The 19,950-nt window shown below is 63.1% G+C and carries 12 protein-coding genes; 8 read left to right on the forward strand and 4 right to left on the reverse strand.

The features are described from left to right. The first annotated feature begins 3 nt into the window (after positions 1-3). From KZJ38_RS10740 to KZJ38_RS10750, 3 genes are all read left to right on the forward strand, one after another. Positions 4-1,470, forward strand: coding sequence for a glucose-6-phosphate isomerase (locus tag KZJ38_RS10740; protein ID WP_219800011.1), 1,467 nt, complete (start codon positions 4-6; stop codon positions 1,468-1,470). Beyond that, positions 1,467-2,693: a glycosyltransferase family 4 protein gene (locus KZJ38_RS10745; protein ID WP_219800012.1), complete on the forward strand. Its 1,227-nt coding sequence runs from the start codon at positions 1,467-1,469 to the stop codon at positions 2,691-2,693. Before KZJ38_RS10740 ends, KZJ38_RS10745 begins: the two co-directional genes overlap by 4 nt. 171 nt (positions 2,694-2,864) lie before the next feature. Further along, entirely contained in the window at positions 2,865-4,043 is a 1,179-nt protein-coding gene (locus KZJ38_RS10750) for a glycosyltransferase family 4 protein (RefSeq protein ID WP_219800013.1), read from the forward strand. 76 nt (positions 4,044-4,119) lie between these two features. On the opposite strand, the gene KZJ38_RS10755 is transcribed toward KZJ38_RS10750, so the two are convergent. Further along, positions 4,120-6,828 carry a hypothetical protein gene (locus tag KZJ38_RS10755; protein WP_219800014.1) on the reverse strand — a complete coding sequence of 903 codons (2,709 nt, stop codon included), beginning with the start codon at positions 6,826-6,828 and terminating at the stop codon, positions 4,120-4,122. A gap of 356 nt (positions 6,829-7,184) precedes the next feature. Then, positions 7,185-8,228, reverse strand: coding sequence for a GDP-mannose 4,6-dehydratase (gmd, locus tag KZJ38_RS10760; RefSeq protein WP_219800015.1), 1,044 nt, complete (start codon positions 8,226-8,228; stop codon positions 7,185-7,187). A gap of 734 nt (positions 8,229-8,962) precedes the next feature. Between gmd and KZJ38_RS10765 the strand changes: the two genes are divergently transcribed. The 3 genes from KZJ38_RS10765 (at position 8,963) to KZJ38_RS10775 (ending at position 15,397) form a co-directional block, all read left to right on the forward strand. Next, on the forward strand, positions 8,963-11,203 hold the full coding sequence (locus KZJ38_RS10765) for an NHL repeat-containing protein (RefSeq protein WP_425518342.1): 2,241 nt from the start codon (positions 8,963-8,965) through the stop codon (positions 11,201-11,203). A gap of 124 nt (positions 11,204-11,327) precedes the next feature. Further along, entirely contained in the window at positions 11,328-12,806 is a 1,479-nt protein-coding gene (locus KZJ38_RS10770; RefSeq protein WP_219800017.1) for an oligosaccharide flippase family protein, read from the forward strand. Next, positions 12,803-15,397, forward strand: a complete 2,595-nt coding sequence (locus KZJ38_RS10775; protein WP_246641713.1) for a glycosyltransferase family 4 protein — start codon at positions 12,803-12,805, stop codon at positions 15,395-15,397. Before KZJ38_RS10770 ends, KZJ38_RS10775 begins: the two co-directional genes overlap by 4 nt. Before the next feature lie 166 nt (positions 15,398-15,563). Here KZJ38_RS10775 and KZJ38_RS10780 read toward each other — a convergent pair whose 3' ends face one another. Beyond that, on the reverse strand, positions 15,564-16,787 hold the full coding sequence (locus KZJ38_RS10780) for an acyltransferase family protein (protein WP_219800019.1): 1,224 nt from the start codon (positions 16,785-16,787) through the stop codon (positions 15,564-15,566). A 320-nt stretch (positions 16,788-17,107) separates the two neighbouring features. Here KZJ38_RS10780 and KZJ38_RS10785 point away from each other — a divergent pair, with 320 nt between their 5' ends. Both KZJ38_RS10785 and galU read left to right on the forward strand, forming a co-directional pair. Further along, positions 17,108-17,266: a hypothetical protein gene (locus KZJ38_RS10785; protein WP_219800020.1), complete on the forward strand. Its 159-nt coding sequence runs from the start codon at positions 17,108-17,110 to the stop codon at positions 17,264-17,266. A gap of 284 nt (positions 17,267-17,550) precedes the next feature. Next, positions 17,551-18,444, forward strand: a complete 894-nt coding sequence (gene galU / locus KZJ38_RS10790) for a UTP--glucose-1-phosphate uridylyltransferase GalU (RefSeq protein WP_219800021.1) — start codon at positions 17,551-17,553, stop codon at positions 18,442-18,444. Between the two features lie 235 nt (positions 18,445-18,679). On the opposite strand, the gene KZJ38_RS10795 is transcribed toward galU, so the two are convergent. After that, positions 18,680-19,834: a glycosyltransferase family 4 protein gene (locus tag KZJ38_RS10795; protein WP_219800022.1), complete on the reverse strand. Its 1,155-nt coding sequence runs from the start codon at positions 19,832-19,834 to the stop codon at positions 18,680-18,682. Between the last annotated feature and the right edge of the window lie 116 nt (positions 19,835-19,950).

Here is a 19,950-nt window from a genome sequence, read left to right on the forward strand (position 1 = left end):
GCGATGGCCTCGCTTCTGCATGCCGGCGCGTCGGGCGCACGCGGTCTCGTCAGCGGCGATCGCACTGAATGGATGCCGCCGGCGCTGCTGTGGCTGATCACGGCGGTGCTGATCATCGGCCACCAGGGCACCGCGCTTACGTACGGCTTTCCGCTGCTGTCGGTGCTGGTCGGCGCATGGCTCTATTTCCGGAGCCCGGCGCGCTATGTCGGTTTCGTCTGGTGGCAGTGGTTCCTGAGCCCCGAGGTGCGGCGTCTTGCCGACTGGTCGAAAGGCTCCTACACGCCGACCAGCCTGATCCAGATCGCGCCGCTCGCCGTCACGATGATCTGCGGCCTGTCGCTGTTGCGCTACTACCCGATCCTCGCGCAGCGGCGCGGTCTTCCCGTGCTGCTGATCCTGTTTGGGCTCGCGTATGGCCTGCTGATCGGCATCGTGTCGGCGGGGCCACTCGCCGCACTGTACGACCTCGCGAACTGGCTGTATCCGATCCTGATCGGCTTCCACATCATGGTGAATACGCGCGACTACCCGAAGTTTCGCGAGACGATCGTCAATACGTTTATCTGGGGCATGCTCGTGATGGGCGTCTACGGCGTCGTGCAATTTTTCATCATGCCCGCATGGGACGTGCTGTGGATGCTCGGTTCGCAGATGAGCTCGCAAGGCGACCCGGTGCCGCAGGGCGTGCGCGTGTTCAGCACGATGAACTCGTCGGGCCCGTTTGCGCTCGCGATGCTCGGCGCGATGGTGTTCGTGCTCGCCGCGCAGCACAAGGTGCGCTGGATTGCCGGCGCGTTCGGCTTTATCTCGTTCGCGCTTTCGCTCGTGCGTTCGACATGGGGCGGCTGGATCATTGCGCTCGTCATGCTGCTCGTCAAGTCGAACAACAAGGTGCGCTTTCGCATCATCGCGAGCGGCGTGCTGCTGGTCGGCCTCGGCGTGCCGCTGCTCGCGATCGGGCCGGTTGCCGACCGCATGCAGACGCGTCTGCAGACGCTTACCGATCTCGACAGCGACCCGAGCTATCAGGCGCGTAACCAGTTCTATGCGACCTTCGCGAAAACCGCGTTTACCGACGTGGCCGGCGAAGGGATGGGCGCCACCGGTACCTCGACCAAGCTGGCGGCCGGCAACGACGGCCAGCAGGGCCAGTACGGCAGCTTCGATAGCGGCGTGATGAACGTTCCGTTCGTGCTCGGCTGGCCCGGCACGCTGCTGTATGTGATGGGTATCGCGTGGCTCGTGATGCGCGCGGTATTCGCCACCTTCAAGCTCGGCGACGACAAGTTCGTCGCGTCCTGCCTGTCGCTGTCGCTCGCGATTCTCGCGATGATCGTGTTCACGAACACGCTGGTCGGCACAGGCGGCGCATTGCTATTCATGAGTCTGTTTTCGATCCTCTCCGCGGCGCATTACGACAAGCAGCACCGCAGGGCGAGGGTCGTTCTTCACGGAGTTACCGATTGAGAGTCGCGATTGTCACGCATGTCGTGCGTCATAACGACGGACAGGGCCGCGTCAACCACGAGATCGCGCGCGCCGCGCTCGACGCGGGCATCTCGGTCACGCTCGTGGCGTCGCATGTGGCGCCGGAACTGCTCGAGCATCCGCTCGTCCGCTGGGTGCCGATGAAGATCGGCCGATGGTGGCCGACCAATCTGCTGCGTCAGCAGGTGTTCGCGCTGAAAAGCGCGCAGTGGCTGCGCGCGCATCGCAGCGAATACGACGTATTGCATGTGAACGGCTTTATCTCGTGGACGGAAGCCGACGTGAACACCGCGCACTTCGTGCATAGCGGCTGGTTCGCGAGCAAGTACTACCCATTCGGTATTACCAAAGGCGCGTGGTCCGGTTACCAGTACGTGTACACGCGGGTGAACGCGATGCTCGAGCGCTGGGCGTACCGGCGCTCGCGCGTGATTACGGCGGTGTCGCAAAAGGTCGCCGCCGAAATCCGCGCGATCGGCCTTACGCCGCGCAACCGCGTCGACGTGATCTACAACGGCGTCGACACGCGCGGTTTCGCCGCGGCGAGCGGCGATCGCGCGAAGTTCAGGCTGCCGGCGCACGCGTTTCTGCTGCTGTTCGTCGGCGACCTGCGTACGCCGCGCAAGAATCTCGGCACCGTGTTGCGCGCGTTGCAGCACCTGCCGCATCACGTGCAGATCGCGGTGGCCGGCTATCTGCCGGGCAGCCCGTATCCCGAAGAAGCGCGCGCGCTCGGCATTGCAGACCGCGTGCACTTTCTCGGGCTCGTCAAGGATATGCCCGTGCTGATGCATTCGGTCGACGCGTTCGTGTTTCCGTCGCGCTACGAAGCGATGAGCCTGTCGCTGCTCGAAGCGATGGCCGCCGGTCTGCCGGTCGTCACGGCGCGCACCGCGGGCGGCGCGGAAATCATCACGCCCGAGTGCGGCATCGTGCTCGACGACCCCGACGATCCGCGCACGCTTGCGGACGCCATCGGACGTCTTGCCGATGACGACGACATGCGGCGCGCGATGGGCGCGGCCGCCGGCGAACTCGCGGTCGGCTTCGGCTGGGCGCGCATGGCTGAGCAGTACATCGCGCTGTACCGGCAGATCGCCGGACCGCGCGAGGACCGCAGCCGCAACGGCGCAAGCCGCGACGCCGACATCACGACGCCGGGGCTGCTCGCGGGCACGCCGCGCGGTGTGGATGGCGCATGAGTAGGACACATACGCAGACACACTCGCGGGCGCCACAAGCGGCGCACATAAGCGCGCGAACCCGAAGCGCATGAACCCGAAGCGCATGAACCCGAAGCGCATGAACCCGAAGCGCATGAACCCGAAGCGAATGATCCTGAAGCAACACGACGAACACCTATAGGAATGGCCATGACTCACACTTCGATCAAATCTTTGCAGATCGGCATGCACTGGTTTCCCGAGCGCGCGGGCGGCCTCGACCGGATGTACTACTCGCTGATCGGCGCGCTGCCCGGTGCGGGCGTAGAGGTGCGCGGCGTGGTGGCCGGCTCGCCGCGCGTCGCGGCCGACACCAACGGTGCGATCCAGGGCTTCGGGCCGGCCGCGCAATCGCTGCCGCTGCGCCTGATGGCCGCGCGCCGCGCGCTGCGCCGCGAAATCCAGACGCAGCGCCCCGATGTGATCTCGTCGCATTTCGCGCTCTATACGTTTCCGGGGCTCGACGTCACGCGCGGCATTCCGCAGGTGTCGCATTTCCAGGGACCGTGGGCCGACGAAAGCCACGTGGAAGGGGCCGACTCGCTGGGCCAGCGCGCGAAGCGCTATCTCGAGCAGACGGTCTACGCGCGCTCGTCGCGGCTGATCGTGCTGTCTGACGCGTTCGGCAAGATTCTGACGTCGCGCTTCGGCATTTCGCCGGATCGCATCCGCGTGGTGCCGGGCTGTGTGAACGTCGACCAGTTCAATCTGCCGCTCACGCAGAACGAAGCGCGCCTGAAGTTGCAACTGCCGCTGGGCCGGCCGATCGTGCTCGCGGTGCGGCGTCTCGTGCGCCGCATGGGCCTCGAGGATCTGATCGACGCAATGAAGATCGTCAAGCGCCGCGAGCCCGAGGTGCTGCTGCTGATCGCGGGCAAGGGACGCCTCGAACTCGAACTGCAGGAGCGCATCGACGAAGCCGGTCTCACCGACAACGTGAAGCTGCTCGGCTTCGTGCCTGACCACCATCTGGCGACGCTGTATCGCGCGGCAACGCTCAGCGTCGTGCCGACCGTCGCGCTCGAAGGCTTCGGGCTGATCACGGTGGAATCGCTCGCGTCGGGCACGCCGGTGCTGGTGACGCCGGTCGGCGGTTTGCCGGAGGCCGTCGCGGGCCTATCGCAGGATCTCGTGCTGCCGTCGACCGGCGCGGATGCGATCGCGGAAGGCGTCTCGAAGGCGCTCGACGGCACGCTGAAGTTGCCGGACGCCGATGCATGCCGTGCCTACGCGCGCGCGCATTTCGACAATCCGGTGATCGCGAAGCGCGTCGCGGCGGTGTATAGCGAAGCGATCGGCGAAGCGAACGCGTCGGGTTCGGTGCATTGACGCGACGGGGGCGGCTCGCCTTGCATCACGCGCTGGACGGGCGCCTTTGCATTTGCGCTGCCGAGCGGGCAACCGGTCACGCCGTTTTCTGTTTTTTTGCGGGCGGTGGACCGGCAACGACTTCCTCTGCGGTCGGTCCTTCAGGCTTCACCTCCACCGTTTCGCCGCTGTAAATATTTTTCGCAACCTCCTTTTTGGTCACCGGTATTTCGACGAGACGCAAGCCGATGCGAGGTTTCTCCTCCGGACTGGTCGGAGGGCGGAGTCCGACTTCCTCGACCCGAAATAGCGAGTTGGGACGAAATAGCCATTCCCGTTCTGCCGGAGCCTTCGTGGTCATTCCGTATATGAAGGGCCGCGGGGACGTGGCGCGAATGTCGTAGACGGCGATCGCGGGTTGCTCGGTGCCCGCGACCGCGGCCTGATCCCACATGGCATAGGTCGCGAATTGCTTGTCACTTGATGCGGACATGAAGGCCGGACTGTTCGTTACCAGATCACCTGGCTTGAATCGACTTGCATAGTCCGCAGGAACGTCGGCCACCCGGAGAAGTTTTACCTCTTTGGGCGACGCCGGCAGAGCGGTAAGACCATCCGTCAGGTTTTTCACGTCCTTTGCCATGCCCTCGTACGGTTTGTTCGTGTAGAGCGCCTGGTTCAGCTCGTAGTTCTTTGAACTGCCCGCGCTGCCGCCGCTGGTGCCGCTGCCGGTACTGGAGCCGCTGTCGCTGTCGCTGCCACTGCCGCTTTCACTGCTGCTGCCTTCATCTACTGCAGTCCATTGATTGATGATCTTTTTCTGATCGGCGGACAGCCTCTGGTACGCGTTCTTGTATGTCTGTTTGTAGACTTCGTCGTCGAGAAGGGCATCCGAATCTGATTTCCAGTCTTCAACTTCCAGCGCGGTCCTGAGGTCGTGCGACATGCCGGACGACGAAGAAGTCCCGGCTCCGGCCACTCCTGAAGAGGGCCCGGCTTGAGCATCATCTCCTGCTCCTCCCTTGAGGCCGATATCACCATTGACTTCCCACTGGTTGTTCGCATTTCGGCGAACCGGGTAGCCATACCTGAACCGGTTGTCCGGATCGTAAACCCGGTACGTCTGGTAATCGTTGTCCTTGTAGACGGGATAGGCACGGCCGTCGATGGGCACATAGGTCTGGTTGTTATCGTCGACAAGCAATCCGGGCACGTCAGAAGACGGCTTCATTGAGCTGGGGGCGATCTCGCTCGCGTATTCCGTCGGAATGCCGATCGGCCGGCCGGCGATGCGCTGCTCGAGGCCGATATCCCGCGACAGGAGAGCGGGCGAGAGCGGCTGATTTGCCTTCGCTGCCGCCCCCGCGATTTCCTTGGCGCCACCGCCGATTTCGGTGGCGGCATGGTCGATCTGCTTGATCGCCTGCGAGAAGAGCTTGCCTTCGGAGAAGGCCTCGCTAGCCGCATTGGCCGGGTCGATTGCCATACCGACTACGTTTGCTGCCAGATCAATGCCGATGCGCGCGCCCGGCGGCAACAGCGAATGCTCGTCGAGCGCCGAGGACAATGGAGCCAATGGCGTCATCCCGAGCAGAACGCGAGCCGTTCCCTCGAGGATCTGCCCGGCCAGTTTCTTCGCGCGTTCCTCCGGCGTGATCGAGCGGTTCTTTGTTGTGGCGTCGTTGAGCACCGCGTCGTAACGGTCCGCGAGATCACGCACGTAATCGGGGCCGGCGGCGGGCAGATCGTCGAGGATGTCCTGGTAGCGCTTCGGTCCACCGACCGCATAACTGTTGAGCGGTTTCGCCGCGTCGGTATACCACTTCGAAAGCTTGTCGCGCAGCGCCGGGTCGTCTTGCATGCGCTGCGTGAACGCGAGAATGCGCCGGTCCTCGAACGGATCTTCACCGCTGCCCGGGTTCGACGTATGGAGTTGACGCGCAATGACCTCGTAACGCTTGCCCGGATCGTTCGTGATGGCCTCGGCTTCCTTCAGGATACGGTCGACGTCTTTGTCCGCTTCCTTCCAGCTTGCCGCTTCCTTCGCGCTGTAGCGGCCAATGGCATCGGAAGCCTGCGCCTGCAACCTTGTTTTGAGCGACAGCGCCGACTTGAGCACGCTATCGCGCTGTTCCGGCGTGGTGGCCCCGAGGAAGCGATGGCGCATATTCGCGAGCAGGCTGATTCTGTATTGCCCCTCCTTATCCAGGTAGCCGGCGCCGGCGGGCTTGTTGAATACGCCCAGCACGCGTTGCAACGGATCGCTGATCGCCCGGTTGTATTCATCGTGAACCGCTTTTTCCAGTTTGCCGAATTGATCGCTCAGCGTCGCGCGTTCTTCGGGCGTCGCAATCTGATAAGCGGAGTGCAATGTTGCGGCACTGGCCCCGTAAGCCTGTGTTTCGTTCGCAGGCAGTACAGCGATCTGCCCGAGCAGATCGGCAAAGCGTGGCTCGAAGCGTGCAATGTCGGGCGGATAGCCCTTGAGATCCTGGACCGCCGCATCCGCCATCTTTTTCGCGTTTTCCGCGTCGGCGACCAGCAGCGGCGTCTTCGACCGGTCGTCCTGCTGGCCTTGTATCCCATAGGTCTGAGCGAGGTGATCGAGCTCGTTCGAGGTCAGGCCGCGCAGCGGGCCGGTCCCGGCCCCTTGCGCCGGCGTCGCGGGTGGTGAATTTTTCTGCGGGGCGTTGCTCTTCGCGCGCGGCGTGCCGGTAGTTCGAGCTGCCCGTGTCGGATTTGCTGAATCTTCGTAGTACCGCGCATCTTGCTCTATGGGCCGACGCATTGCCGATGTGAGATCCATCTTCTATGTTCTCCACGATAGTTAAACGATGCTGCCTTCTCGTCTGCGAGCAGCGATCTTCAACCGGCGTACATAAAGACGGGTCATGCATGCGCACTGTCTGGACAGTCGCAGCGCGACGAGCCCGACGCGGCGTCAGGCCGCGCGGGCTTCGTGTCGAACGAATGCAATGAAAAGAGGAAGGAATGAACGCCCGAAGATGAACCGATCACCGAGCGAGGATTGCGCGGCGGCGATCCTGCAGGGCGGGCGCCGGGCCGGGAAGCGTGCGGCAAAGGTCTTGCTGGCCGGCGCGTCCTTCGCAGACACACGACCTTAAAAGAGCGCACGCATGGCGGTGTTTATGTCACGCGCGCTCAGAACGTTTCGCGAATCCGGTTACGCGCAATATCGGCGTTGACCATCATCTGGCACAACTGCTCGAGCGTGGTTTGCGGTTCCCAGCCGAGCTTCGCCTTCGCTTTATCGGCGCAGCCAATCAGCAGATCGACTTCGGCCGGCCGGTAGAACCGCGGATTGATACGCACGAGCGTTCGGCCCGTTGCGACGTCGATGCCGGTTTCGCCCTGATTCTTGCCTGACCACTCGAGCTGCGTGCCGGCCGCGGCGAAGGCCATTTTCACGAAGTCGCGTACGGTCTCGGTGCGGTTTGTCGCGAGCACAAAGGTGTCTGGTTCGTCGATCTGCAGCATGCGATGCATGCCGTCGACGTATTCGAGCGCGAAGCCCCAGTCGCGCTTCGCATCGAGATTGCCGAGCTCGAGCACATCCGCCTTGCCGAGATGGATTTTCGCCACCGTATCGGTGATCTTGCGCGTCACGAATTCGCGGCCGCGCAGCGGCGATTCGTGATTGAACAGAATGCCGCTCGTCGCGAAGATGCCATAGGACTCGCGATAGTTGACCGTGGTCCAGTGCGCGAACAGCTTCGACACACCGTACGGACTGCGCGGATAGAACGGCGTGTCTTCGCGCTGCGGAATGGCCTGCACCATGCCGAACATCTCGGAGGTCGACGCCTGGTAGTAACGCATCTTCGGGTTCAGGATGCGGATGCCTTCGAGCAGATTCAGCGCGCCGACGGCCGTAACCTGTGCGGTAGTCGCGGGCTGATCGAACGACACGCCGACGAAGCTTTGTGCGGCGAGGTTGTAGAGCTCGTCGGCCTGCGCGGATTCGAGCAGGCGCAGCGTCGAGCCGAGGTCGGTCAGATCGTGTTCGACGAGCTTCAGGTTCGGATGGTCGAGCACGCCAAGTTCTTCCATGCGCCAGAAGTTCACCGAGCTCGTGCGCCGGTAAGTGCCGGTCAGCTGATAGCCCTTGCCGAGCAGCAGCTTGGTCAGGTAGGCGCCGTCCTGGCCGGATACACCGGTAATGATGGCTTTGCGTTGGGTCGTCATCGTTTGCCTTTCTCGTTGCCTGGAAACCTGATTGATGCGCGGATGGATGCGCGAGTTGATGCGCGGCTAATCGCGCGTCACCGCCATGAATGACCACACTGATTGACCACCATGAGTGGCCAACATAAGTGACCATTCATTCTAGAAAGAGAAAATCGATGAAAAAATTGGAAGGAAAACGATTATTCATCGACCATGCGAATCGATCGACGTCGGACCGCAAAAGCGTGCGTCGTAGCGCCCTTTAGCTGCTCTTTACGCACGCGGCCGGCACAAAGTATCCAATCGAGAGGAGTGCTGCGAGAGGTAACTTCTACTGCCGGATATTTGTCTGGCAAAAGATACGGATTACGAAAGGCTTGGTAGCCGTATTTTCGGCCGCGAATTTAAACATTAAGTTCGCAATATGCCGCTTGCGGTGAGGCCCGTTACCGCTTGTTTGTGGCTCGATTTGCCGGTTAAGTTCCGCTTCGATTGGCGCTGAATTATTTTGAATTTTTTGGATTTATTTTGCGCAGTCGCTTTCCGCTTAATCTGAAGCGCGGACTTCCCTGCGTCCGCCAGTGCTTTTCGCGCTGTTTGCGTGCTGTTTTGCGTGCCATGAAGCACGCTGTTTCGCGGTGTTTCGTGAGCCGCGCCTCAAACGCAGCAACATCTTTCGTTCATCAAGCAATCCGGCGCGGCGGCTGCCGCAAGGTGGGTCAGCCCCGGGTTCCGACTGTGGAGAAGTGCCTTTGATCCGAGCCCTGTTTGCCGGAGCGCTTTGCGTTTGCGCATCGCTGGTCGCGATTTCGGGTGTGTGCGGACAAAACCCCGTGCAGGAGTCGCCGGACGGCGCGGCGACACTCAACGCACAGACATCGTGGATCGGCAACACCTTCGGCTACGGCAACGGCACCTGGACGCAGATCAATATGACCGCGATCGCGGTCGCGCCCGACGGCAAGGTCTATACGGACGCGCCGTGGGATGAAAGCGGCGCCGAATCGGGTATCTATCAGGACGGCAAAATGCTCGGGTACGCGAACGGTACGCATGGTTGGGGCAACGGCGGCGGCAACGCGGTCGCGGTCAACCATCGCTATGCGTTTATCGCCGTGAGCGTCAACACTGAACGCGATCACCTGATCGGCAAAGGTGTGTGGCCGCAGAAGGGCCATATCTGGTACGGCGTGTCGCGGCGCGAGATCGGCGACCCGCAGCGCACGGCGCCGTTCCAGCCGGTCGCGAACGCAACCGATCCGCGCGCGCGCCTCGCGGCGAGTCTCGCGATCGTCAGCGATGTCGCATGGAACGTGCATAACGAAGTGACGGGTCTCGCGGCGAACGACAAGGTGCTGTACGTCGCGACCGCCGCGCTCGACCGCGTCGATCTCTACGATCCGGATTCGATGATGCGCAAGGGCTCGTTCAAGGCGCACGAGCCCGGTCATCTCGCGCTCGCGGCCGACGGCTCGCTGTGGGTGCTGACCGATACGCTCTCCGGCAAATCGAAGCTCGTGCATTACTCGGCAAGCGGCGAGGCACTCGACGACACCTTGCCGCTGCCATCGGACAGCGTGCCGGCCGACGTCACGATCGACGCGCAAGGGCGCGTGCTGGTCGCCGACAACGGCCCGCGTCAGCAGGTGCTGTTCTTTAGCCGCCAGAACGGCCGTTACGTGGCGTCGGGCTCGCTCGGCGAGCGCGGCGGCATTTTCTCGGGCGTGGCGGGACGGCCGGGTCCGCAGCGTTTCAACGGCCTGACCGGTGTCGGTGTCGATCAGCGCGGCAATATCTATGTATCGACCAACGGCATCGGCCCGAATTTCTCGCCGCCGGGATCGGGGTTCGGCGCCGCGCTCGGCGCGGGTCTCGGCACGACGCTCGAGAGCTATTCGCCCGACGGCAAGCGGCTATGGATCGTGCAGGGCCTGCTCTTTGTCGACGGCGCATGGATCGATCCCGCGCGTCCGAATAGCGTCTATACGGGCAACAAACGCTTCGAACTCGATCTGTCGAAGCCCGCGGGCCAGCAGTGGACCTACGTCGGCTTCCTGTCGAACCGCTTCAAGTATCCCGAGGATCCGGTCTTCCACACCGACCAGTGGCCCGGCATGCCGATCGCGCGGCAGGTGAAGGGCCATACGTTCCTCTATCTGACCGACATGTACGCCGATCACCTGAAGATCTACCGCTTCGATGCGGCGCGCGATGGCGAAACGGCGATTCCATCGGGCCTGTTCGGCGGGCGCGGCATGCGCGACCCGAAGGCGATTCCGGCCGCGCCGCCCGGCGGCGACTGGATCTGGCGCGATTCGAACGGCAACGGCCGTTTCGACGAGGGCGAATTCTCGCGCAATACGACGGGCAAGCGGCTCGTCGGCGGCTGGGGCTGGTGGGTCGATACAGCCGGCGATGTCTGGCGCACGGTCGATTCGCACGGCATCTACCGCTTCCATTTCGGCGGGCTCGATAAGGCGGGCAACCCGATCTACTCCTACGACGACATGCAGGCGTATGCGGTGCCGGCGCCGTTCACGCAGGCGCAGCGCGCGATCTACGACGCGTCGACCGATTCGCTCTACGTAACCGGCTATACCGACGATGCGCCGCCGCAGAAGCAGCAATGGAAGGAAGTCGGCCGCGTGCTCGTGCGCTACGACAAGTGGTCGAGCGGCAAGCCCGACGCGCGTTACACGCTGAAGCTGCCATGGGACACGAATGCGAAGCCGATCTTCACGATCATTGGCCTCACGGTGGAAGGCAAATACATCTTCGCGGTCGAGCCCGCGGGCGTCGTGCACGTGTACGACAAGGACAGCAGCAAGCAGATCGGCGTGATCCGTCCGGGCCCGGAAATAGGCCGTGCATCGGGCTGGGTCGACGTGGCGAACGGCGTGAGCGCGGCGCGCCGCAGCGACGGCGAGTATCTGATCTTCGTCGAGGAAGATGCGCGCGGCAAGGTGACGATGTATCGCTGGAAGCCGTCGTAATGGTGCGGTGCGCTACTTGCTAACAGAGGCCAATGCGACGATTTTTTTCGCGCTGCACAAGCGCTGCGGCGCCCATTTTTAACATGGGACGATTGACGTTGACGACTGACGCAAAGGGTACCGGATGGATAAGAGCATCCTGAAGAACATAGGGATCAACTTCATCGGCCTGATCCTGCCCACGTTCGTCTCGCTCGTGACCGTGCCGGCGTATATCAAGGCGCTCGGCGTCGAACGGTACGGCGTGGTGAGCCTCGTCTGGGTGCTGATCGGTTACTTCGGCATTCTCGATCTGGGCATGAGCATGGCCGCGCAGAACCAGATTTCGAAGGCGCGCGCGTCGGCGGACAAGGAAGAATGCGCGCGCGTGTTCTGGAGCGCGACGTGGCTCAATCTGGGCACCGGTGCGGTCGGCGGTCTGCTGATCTATTTCGGCACGTTCATCTATACGGCGTACTTCTCGAAGGTGCCGCCCGAACTGCATCACGAAGTGATCGGCGCGTTGCCGTGGCTCGCGCTCGCCATTCCGATCGCGAATGTGTCGTGGGTGTTTGCCGGCGCAATCAGCGGCGCCGAAAAGTTCGGCAGCTACAACACGAACCAGACGATCGGCACGTTCCTGTTTCAGTTGCTACCGCTCTTCGCCGCGTGGTGGATCGGCCCGACCTTGCCGAATGTGCTCGCGGCCGCTGTGGCGGCGCGCATTATCGCCGCGGTCATGCTGGGCCGCTCCGCGCTGAAGGTGCTCGACATCCGCAAGATGCTGCCGCCGCAGTTCGGCGTCGCGAAGGGCCTGTTCAGCTTCGGCGGCTGGATGCTCGTCACGTCGACGCTGCAGCTGATGGGCGATTCGATCGACCGCGTGCTGGTCGGCTCCGCGCTTGGCGCGCGTTTCGTCACGTATTACTCGGTGCCGCAAAACCTCGTCTGGCGTCTCGGCGTGATCCCGAGCGCGATGATGCGCACGCTGTTTCCGCGTCTGTCCGCGCTCAATCGCGAGAACGCCGACATGGTCCTGCGGCAGTCGATCGAATTTCTGAACGGCGTATTCACGCCCGTCATGCTGGTCGCGATGCTCGTGCTCGAGCCGTTCCTGCATCTGTGGGTCGGCAATGAAGTGGCGAGCGCGGGCGCGCCCGTGGGCCGCATTCTGATCATCTTCGTGTGGCTGACGGGCCAGTCGAACCTCGCGCGCATCATGATCCAGGCGCAAGTGCATCCGGCTGTGGCGGCGCGCGTGAGCATCATCGAAACGCCGCTGTTCGCGGGCGCGATCTGGGCCGGCGTGCATTACTTCGGGCTGACCGGCGCGGCGCTTGCGGTGGCCGCGCGCGGCTTCTTCGATTACTTCGTCCTGCTCAGACTGTCGCGTGTGCACGCGCGGCCGATCGTGATGGATATGCTGCCGCACCTCGCGTTTCTCGTGGCGGCGATGTGGATCGCCACGATCGCGACGACCATCCCGCTCGCGGCCGCGGCGGTGGTGCTGATGGGCAGCGCGAACGTCGCATGGTCACTGACGATGACACCGGCGCTGCGCGATCTGGCGCGCTCCGTGCTCGGCAGGCTCTCGAGACTGTATTCAAGGAAGAGCGCATCATGAACCACGATACCGCTGAAGACACACGCGTGCCGAACCGAACGCGCACGCTCGCGGATTCCGCCGCGTCGGCGGCGCGGTCGGTGCCATTCGCGCCCGCGGGTCACGCCACCCTCGACCGGCCGGTAACGGTCCCGCCACCGGTCTCGACACCGGTCCCGACGCTGCGCGCGACGCCGCATGCGGGGCATGCCGCGCAACGCGTGCGCGTGGCGATCGTGCACGACTGGCTCGTCACCTATGCGGGCGCCGAGCGCGTGCTCGAGCAGATCATCGCGTGCTTTCCCGATGCGGATCTGTTCGCGCTGGTCGATTTTCTCGAGGACCGCAGCTTTATTCGCAGCAAGCCGGTTACGACCTCCTTTATCCAGAAGCTGCCTAAAGCGAAAACGAAGTACCGCTCGTATCTGCCGCTGATGCCGCTCGCGATCGAGCAGCTCGATCTTTCGGCCTACGACGTGGTGATTTCGAGCAGCCACGCGGTGGCGAAGGGCGTGCTGACCGGTCCGGACCAGGTGCACGTGAGCTATGTGCATTCGCCGATCCGCTATGCGTGGGATCTGCAGCATCAGTATCTGAACGAGTCGAAACTGACGGCCGGGCCGAAGTCGGCGCTCGCGCGTGTGATCCTGCATTACATCCGCAACTGGGATGTGCGCACGGCCAATTCGGTCGACTCTTTCGTATCGAATTCGGACTTTATCGCGCGCCGCATCAAGAAGGTTTATCAGCGCGACGCAGACGTGATCAACCCGCCTGTCGACGTGGAAGCGTTTTCGGTGCTGGAGGAGAAGGAAGACTTCTATCTGACCGCATCGCGCATGGTGCCGTACAAGAAGATCGATCTGATCGTCGAAGCGTTTGCGAAGATGCCGGAACGCCGCCTCGTCGTGATCGGCGACGGGCCGGACATGCAGAAGATCCGCGCGAAAGCGGCGCCGAACGTCGAGATCATGGGCTATCAGCCATTTGCGGTGCTGCGCGACCGCATGCGCCGCGCGAAGGCCTTTGTGTTCGCCGCCGAGGAGGACTTCGGTATTTCGGTGGTCGAAGCGCAGGCCTGCGGTACGCCGGTGATCGCGTACGGCAAGGGTGGCGCACTGGAAACGGTGTGCGATCCGGCCGATCCGCGGCCGACGGGCCTTTTCTTCGACGAGCAGACGGCCGAAGCGATCATTGCCGCCGTTGAGAACTTCGACGCGCAGCCGGGTCGCTTTATGTCCGCGCATTGCCGCGCGAGCGCCGAGCGCTTTTCGGCGGCGCTGTTTCGCGAGCGTTTCTTCGCCCACGTGCGTGGGCACGTGCCCGCGCTGCAGGGCGCGACGCTGCCGCCGTACGATCCGCCGGTCAAGGGCGCGGCCGCAAATCCGGCTTCGTCGCTGCGCGTGCTCGCGGTCGACCAGAGCGGCGTGCTCGGCGGCGCGGAGCTGTCGCTGCTCGAAATCGTCAAGGCGCTGCGCGCGCGCATGGACGTCGTGCTGTTCGACGACGGTCCGTTTCGCGCGGCGCTGGACCACGCGGGCGTGCCGGTCACGGTACTCGACGCGGGCGCGACGCGCGATATGCGCAAACAGGGCGCCTCGCCGCCGCTTGGCCGCGCGCTGAAAAGCGTCGGGTCGCTCGTGCGCGCGACGGCCGCGCGCGCGCGCAACAACGACGTGATCTATGCGAATACGCAGCGCTCGATGGTGGTTGGCGTGCTGGCCGGCAAGCTCGCGCGCAAGCCTGTGGTCTGGCATTTGCGCGATATCGTCAGCGCCGAGCATTTCGGCAAGCGTCAGCTAGCGGTGATCAAATGGTGCGCGCGCTTCGGGCTCGCCCACGTGATTGCGAACTCGGGTGCTTCCGCACGCGCGTTCAAGCAGCTGACGAAGTTCGACGACGACAAGGTCGACGTCGTGTTCAACGGCATTGCGAGCGCGCCGTTCGATGCGCTGCGCGATACGCCTCAAGCGGCCGTGCGTGCGCGCCTGAACCTGCCGCGCGATGCGTTTCTGGTCGGCTCCTTCAGCCGCCTTGCGCGCTGGAAGGGGCAGCATGTGCTGCTCGAGGCGCTGGTGCGTAGCGACGCCCGTTTGGACCCGCAACTGCACGCGGTATTCGTCGGCTCCGCGCTCTTCGGCGAGGATGCCTACGAGGCGGAACTGCGCGCGTTCGTCGCGCAGCATGGGCTCACGGAGCGCGTGCATTTCCTCGGCTTCCAGCACGATATCGCGGCCTGCATGTGCGCGATGGACGTCGTCGCGCATACGTCGATCACGCCGGAGCCGTTTGGACGCGTGATCGTCGAAGGGATGCTCGCGCGGCGGCCGGTCGTCGCGGCGCGCGCGGGCGGCGTGACCGAAATCGTCCACGATGGCGAGAACGGCATGCTCTGCGAACCGGGCGACGCCGGCGCGCTCGCTGAAACGCTTGCTGAGTTGCACGCGAACCGGACGCTGCGCGACCAGCTCGTTACGCACGGCTATCAGACCGCGATCGAGTCGTTTGGGACGACGGCGTATGTCGACGGAGTCGAGCGGATTCTGAAGCGGGTGGCCGCGGAGGGGCGGCGTGGTGGGCGAGGGCAGGCGGAGCGGAAGAAGGTCGCCTGATCGAGAGGTTGGCTGCGCTTGAGCAAGACCGGCTGAGGCGCAGCGAGATTGAGTTGAGCGTGAGGCCGTGAGGCGCGAGGCGCCCGACACTGTTTGAGCGGCGCGCTCATCGCGAAGTTGGCCGTACCAGTTGCCGCGCTTCAGGTATCCCGCTCAGGTAACGTGCTCACGCAACCCGCACGCCCGAGCCTTCCACCTTTGCGCGCGACTTCGGCTTCAGGCTCGCCGACCACTTCATCGCGGGCAGCTCGACGAGCCGGTAAAACCCATACGCGACCGGAATCGCCACGCACATATAGCCGAACGACGGCCAGATCGACATCTGCAGCTCGGAGCGGTAGATCAGCGACGACAGCAGCACAAACACCGGCAGGTGGATCAGATAGAGCGAGAAGCTGAAGTCGCCGAGGCGCGATAGCAGCCGCATCGGCGCCGCCGGCGCGGCCAGGCGGCGCGTTTCAAGCGCCTTGTACAGATAGCACGCGAAACCGATCGCCCACAGCTGGAACGCAAGGTACTGGCCGACATAGAACGCGGCGCAGCCCGCGAGCGTGAAGAGCGCCGCAAGCCCGTACCAGACCAGCGCCGAGCGCGGCGGCCGCGCGCGTGTCGCGCCGGCCTGCGCCTCCGCAATCCATGCGCCGAGCAGCCACGAAAACCAGTACGACGGGAAGAACTGGATATCGTGCCGCTCGAGCACGAGCGCCGACACGATATTGACGAGCGCGACCCCCACCAGGATCGCGTTCATGCCGAAACGGCGGCGCAACGCGAACAGCAGCGGATAGACCGCATAGAACTGCACTTCGAGCGACAGCGTCCAGAGCGCGCCGTTCGAACCATACGTATGGCCCGCCACGCCTTGCAGCGAGAACAGATTGACGAGGAACGGATAGAGGCCGATCTCGCGGATCTTGTGGTTGACGGGCGGCAGAGACAGGCTGACCGCATCGAGCACAAGCGTGAGCAGCAGCGCGGCGAGCAGCACCGGATAGATGCGCGCGAAGCGGCGCATCCAGAAATTGCCGGCATCGAGCCGGTATCTCGGGTCCTGCGCGAGCTTGAACGCGGCGCCGCGGTGGATGCAGTAACCGCTGATCACAAAAAAGATTGGCACACCTGCGGAACCCCAGGCAATCGGAAACGTCGCATACGCAATGAGCGAGCTCGGCGCGAGCGACGTGCCGACAGCGTGGTGAAAGCTCTGCATACCGACCCATACCACCTGGCGGCAGTGAAAGTAAGCGACGAGCAGGGCGGCGAAGCCGCGCATCGCGTCGATCACATGTTCTTTGCCGGCGCTTGCGACATGCGCGTCGCCGGAAGGCGCGGTGGAGAACGTCAGCGATTCTCGGGCGGCCGTGGTGGCGTTCAGCGCGGTGTCACTCATGCGGTCCTCGTGACTGCGTGCCGGCACGGTGGCGCGACAGGTGGATGAAAGCGGGTGCGCGCGGTATCGAGTTCGATCGATGCGGCGGCATCGGCGCGGGCCAATAGCTCAGGCCGCGCGAGCCGCACGTTCCTATGCTAATGCACCATGTTTGAAATAAAAGCGATAAAAAAGTGCTGGAAAATATGCGCAATTGATCTACAACGGACACTGTCACGGCAGTGTCAAGATTAAATATTGCGGGTAAATACTGTTCGCGTTATCCACTACTTTTTTTGTGATAACTTGGACTAGCCAAATTCTTGACGAGGGGGTTGTCAATGAGCGTACATGTGCTGGCTGGAGTCATCGTCCTGCTCGTGCTGGTAGCAGTCTCGGCATACCGTGAAGCGTTGCGCAACGAGCCCATCGGCCGTTTCCGCATCAACCCGGGGAAGCTCCCGCAGTTCGATGAAAACGAAGAGTCCGCTCTTCAATAATTTCCGATGGAAAGTCGGCGGTCGGCAATATTTACATAATTGCCGACCGTCGGCCAGCGTTTATGCAGTAAGCAACGCGGCATTATCGGTTTTTATGAGTACGGCTGCGGTAAATCTGCGAAAGCCACTCGAAGAAATTAGCGTGTCTTTAACGAAAATCCTATTATTTTTCCGCTACGCTTCTTTCACATCAGATTCTGCGCCGGGTCTGCGCGGAGGCGGGTCGATGCCCGCTCCGGGAACCGGCGGCTGCCAACGTCATCAACCGAGTGGGAATGCATACCATGCTGAAAGTCACCAAAGCCGTGTTTCCTGTGGCGGGTCTCGGCACGCGCTTTTTGCCTGCCACCAAGGCGAGTCCAAAGGAAATGCTGCCGATCGTCGATAAGCCGCTGATCCAGTACGCGGTTGAAGAAGCGATCGAAGCCGGCATTACCGAGATGATCTTCGTGACGGGCCGCAGCAAACGCGCGATCGAAGATCACTTCGACAAGTCGTATGAGATCGAAGCGGAACTCGAAGCGCGCGGCAAGGAAAAGCTGCTCGAACTCGTGCGCGGCATCAAGCCGGCCAATGTCGACTGCTTCTACGTGCGCCAGGCGGAAGCGCTCGGCCTCGGTCACGCGGTGCTGTGCGCCGAGAAGCTGGTCGGCGACAGCCCGTTCGCCGTGATCCTCGCGGACGACCTGCTGCACAGCGAAAAGCCGGTGATGAAGCAGCTCGTCAACGTGTTCAACCACTATCACAGCTCGGTGGTCGGCGTCGAAACGATCGCGCGCGAAGATAGCCGCTCGTACGGCGTGGTCGAAGGCCGCGAGTGGGAAGAAGACGTGATCAAGCTGTCGGGCATCGTCGAAAAGCCGGCGCCCGAAGTCGCGCCGTCGAACCTTGGCGTGGTGGGCCGCTACGTGCTGATGCCGACCATCTTCCGCCATATCCGCGCGCTCAAGCCGGGTGCAGGCGGCGAACTGCAGCTGACCGACGCGCTCGAGTCGCTGCTGACTGAGGAACAGGTGCTCGCGTATCGCTACTTCGGCACGCGTTTCGATTGCGGCAGCAAGCTCGGCTATCTGAAGGCGACCGTCGAATTCGCGCTGCGTCACCCGGAAGTACGCGCCGATTTCGAGGAGTACCTGCAGAGCTATCTGCCCGCGCATCTTACAGCGGCCGCCGCCTGACTGGCAGCGCCGCCGTTGCTTTGCGTCCATCTGTCTACGCCTGGCCGGGTCAGTTACCGGCCCGCGCGCGCCCGGCGCCGCTGGGCGCGCATGCGCATCGCGCGTGCGCGGCGGCGCGCGTCATTTCGTTAAAGTAAGGTAGTCGCGCAACTAGCCGACACACCAGGCCGACACGAGCATACGGCGGGGCGGCGGCGTGAGTGCGCCGCCTGCCATACCGCCGCCCGCGGTTGGTTCAGATCTGCGATCCCGCCAGCACCCGTTGCGCGTCGTGCGGCGCCGCGACCGATCGAAAGACTTCGAACACGCGCCGCGTGTTGGTCCTCGCGTTGAATTCCCGTACCGCCTTTTCGTAACTCGCGTGGCGCATCCGCGTGCGCATGGCGGGGTTGTCGATCAGCGTGCCCAGATACTGGCGCAACGCGTTTCGATCGCCCGGCGCAATCAGAAAGCCATTGGCGTCATGGTCGATCATTTCGGGAATGCCGCCGATATGCGTTCCGATCAGCGCGAGCCCCGATGCGGCCGCTTCCTGGAACACCATGCCGAGCGCTTCGGCGTGGCTCGTCATGACGAAGATTTCGGCTTCCTCATAGAGCCGGTGCCACTCGGGCGTATAGGACGAGACACCCCGATGGACGAACACCGACTTGCCCGAGGGCACGTCACGGTCGTTCGTCATCAGATGCAGCTCGGCCTTGTGCGCAAAGTGCTCGGAAAATACGGCGATCAGATCGTCGCCGCCTTTGCGGCGGAATTCATTGCCCACAAACAGGATTTTCGGTTTCTCGACTGAGCCCGATTCGAATTGCGGCTGATGGAAGGCTTCCTTCAATACGCCGGGCGTGATGACCGACACGCGCTCCGGCGCAATGCCGTGCTCGTTGATCACGGAATCGCGAGCCCAATCGGAAAACGCGACGATATGCGCCGCGTGCTCGAACACATGGCGCTCCATCAGCACGTTCGGGCGATACGTCCACCCGGGGCCGGAGCCATGCTCGCGCATCAGCTGGAACGCGGTCATATCGATGGTGATGACCGTCGGGATGGACTTCATCAGGCTCACGCTGCCGAACGCCGCGGTTTGCGTGTGGAAGTGCAGTACGTCGTAGTCTTTCAGATCGGCCTTTTTGCGCGCCAGCTTGGAACCCATGTTGCCAGTCGCCCACTCCGCGCGCGCGCGGCGGAAATCGAGGTTGCGCCGGTTCAGCCTCGGCACGCGGAATTCGGCCACTCTGCGCACGACTTTCGTCATGGCGGAGCGTTCGTCATCGACCCAGAACGAATCGACATGGATATCGGTTTCATAATCGGACGTGTCGCGAATCAGTTTCGCGTAAGTTTTATGACCGACTGCACGCATCTGGATAGACAGTACTCCAGTCATGTGTGTATCCATATAGAAATTACCGCGAGTCAGTTGAGAGTGATGCGTAAAAGATTCAGCCAGAATCTAGCCGTATTCGGCCAGGATCGGCCTTGATTCGCGCAGATCGCCCGCAA

The sequence above is a fragment of the Paraburkholderia edwinii genome (assembly GCF_019428685.1).
Taxonomy (GTDB): domain Bacteria; phylum Pseudomonadota; class Gammaproteobacteria; order Burkholderiales; family Burkholderiaceae; genus Paraburkholderia; species Paraburkholderia edwinii.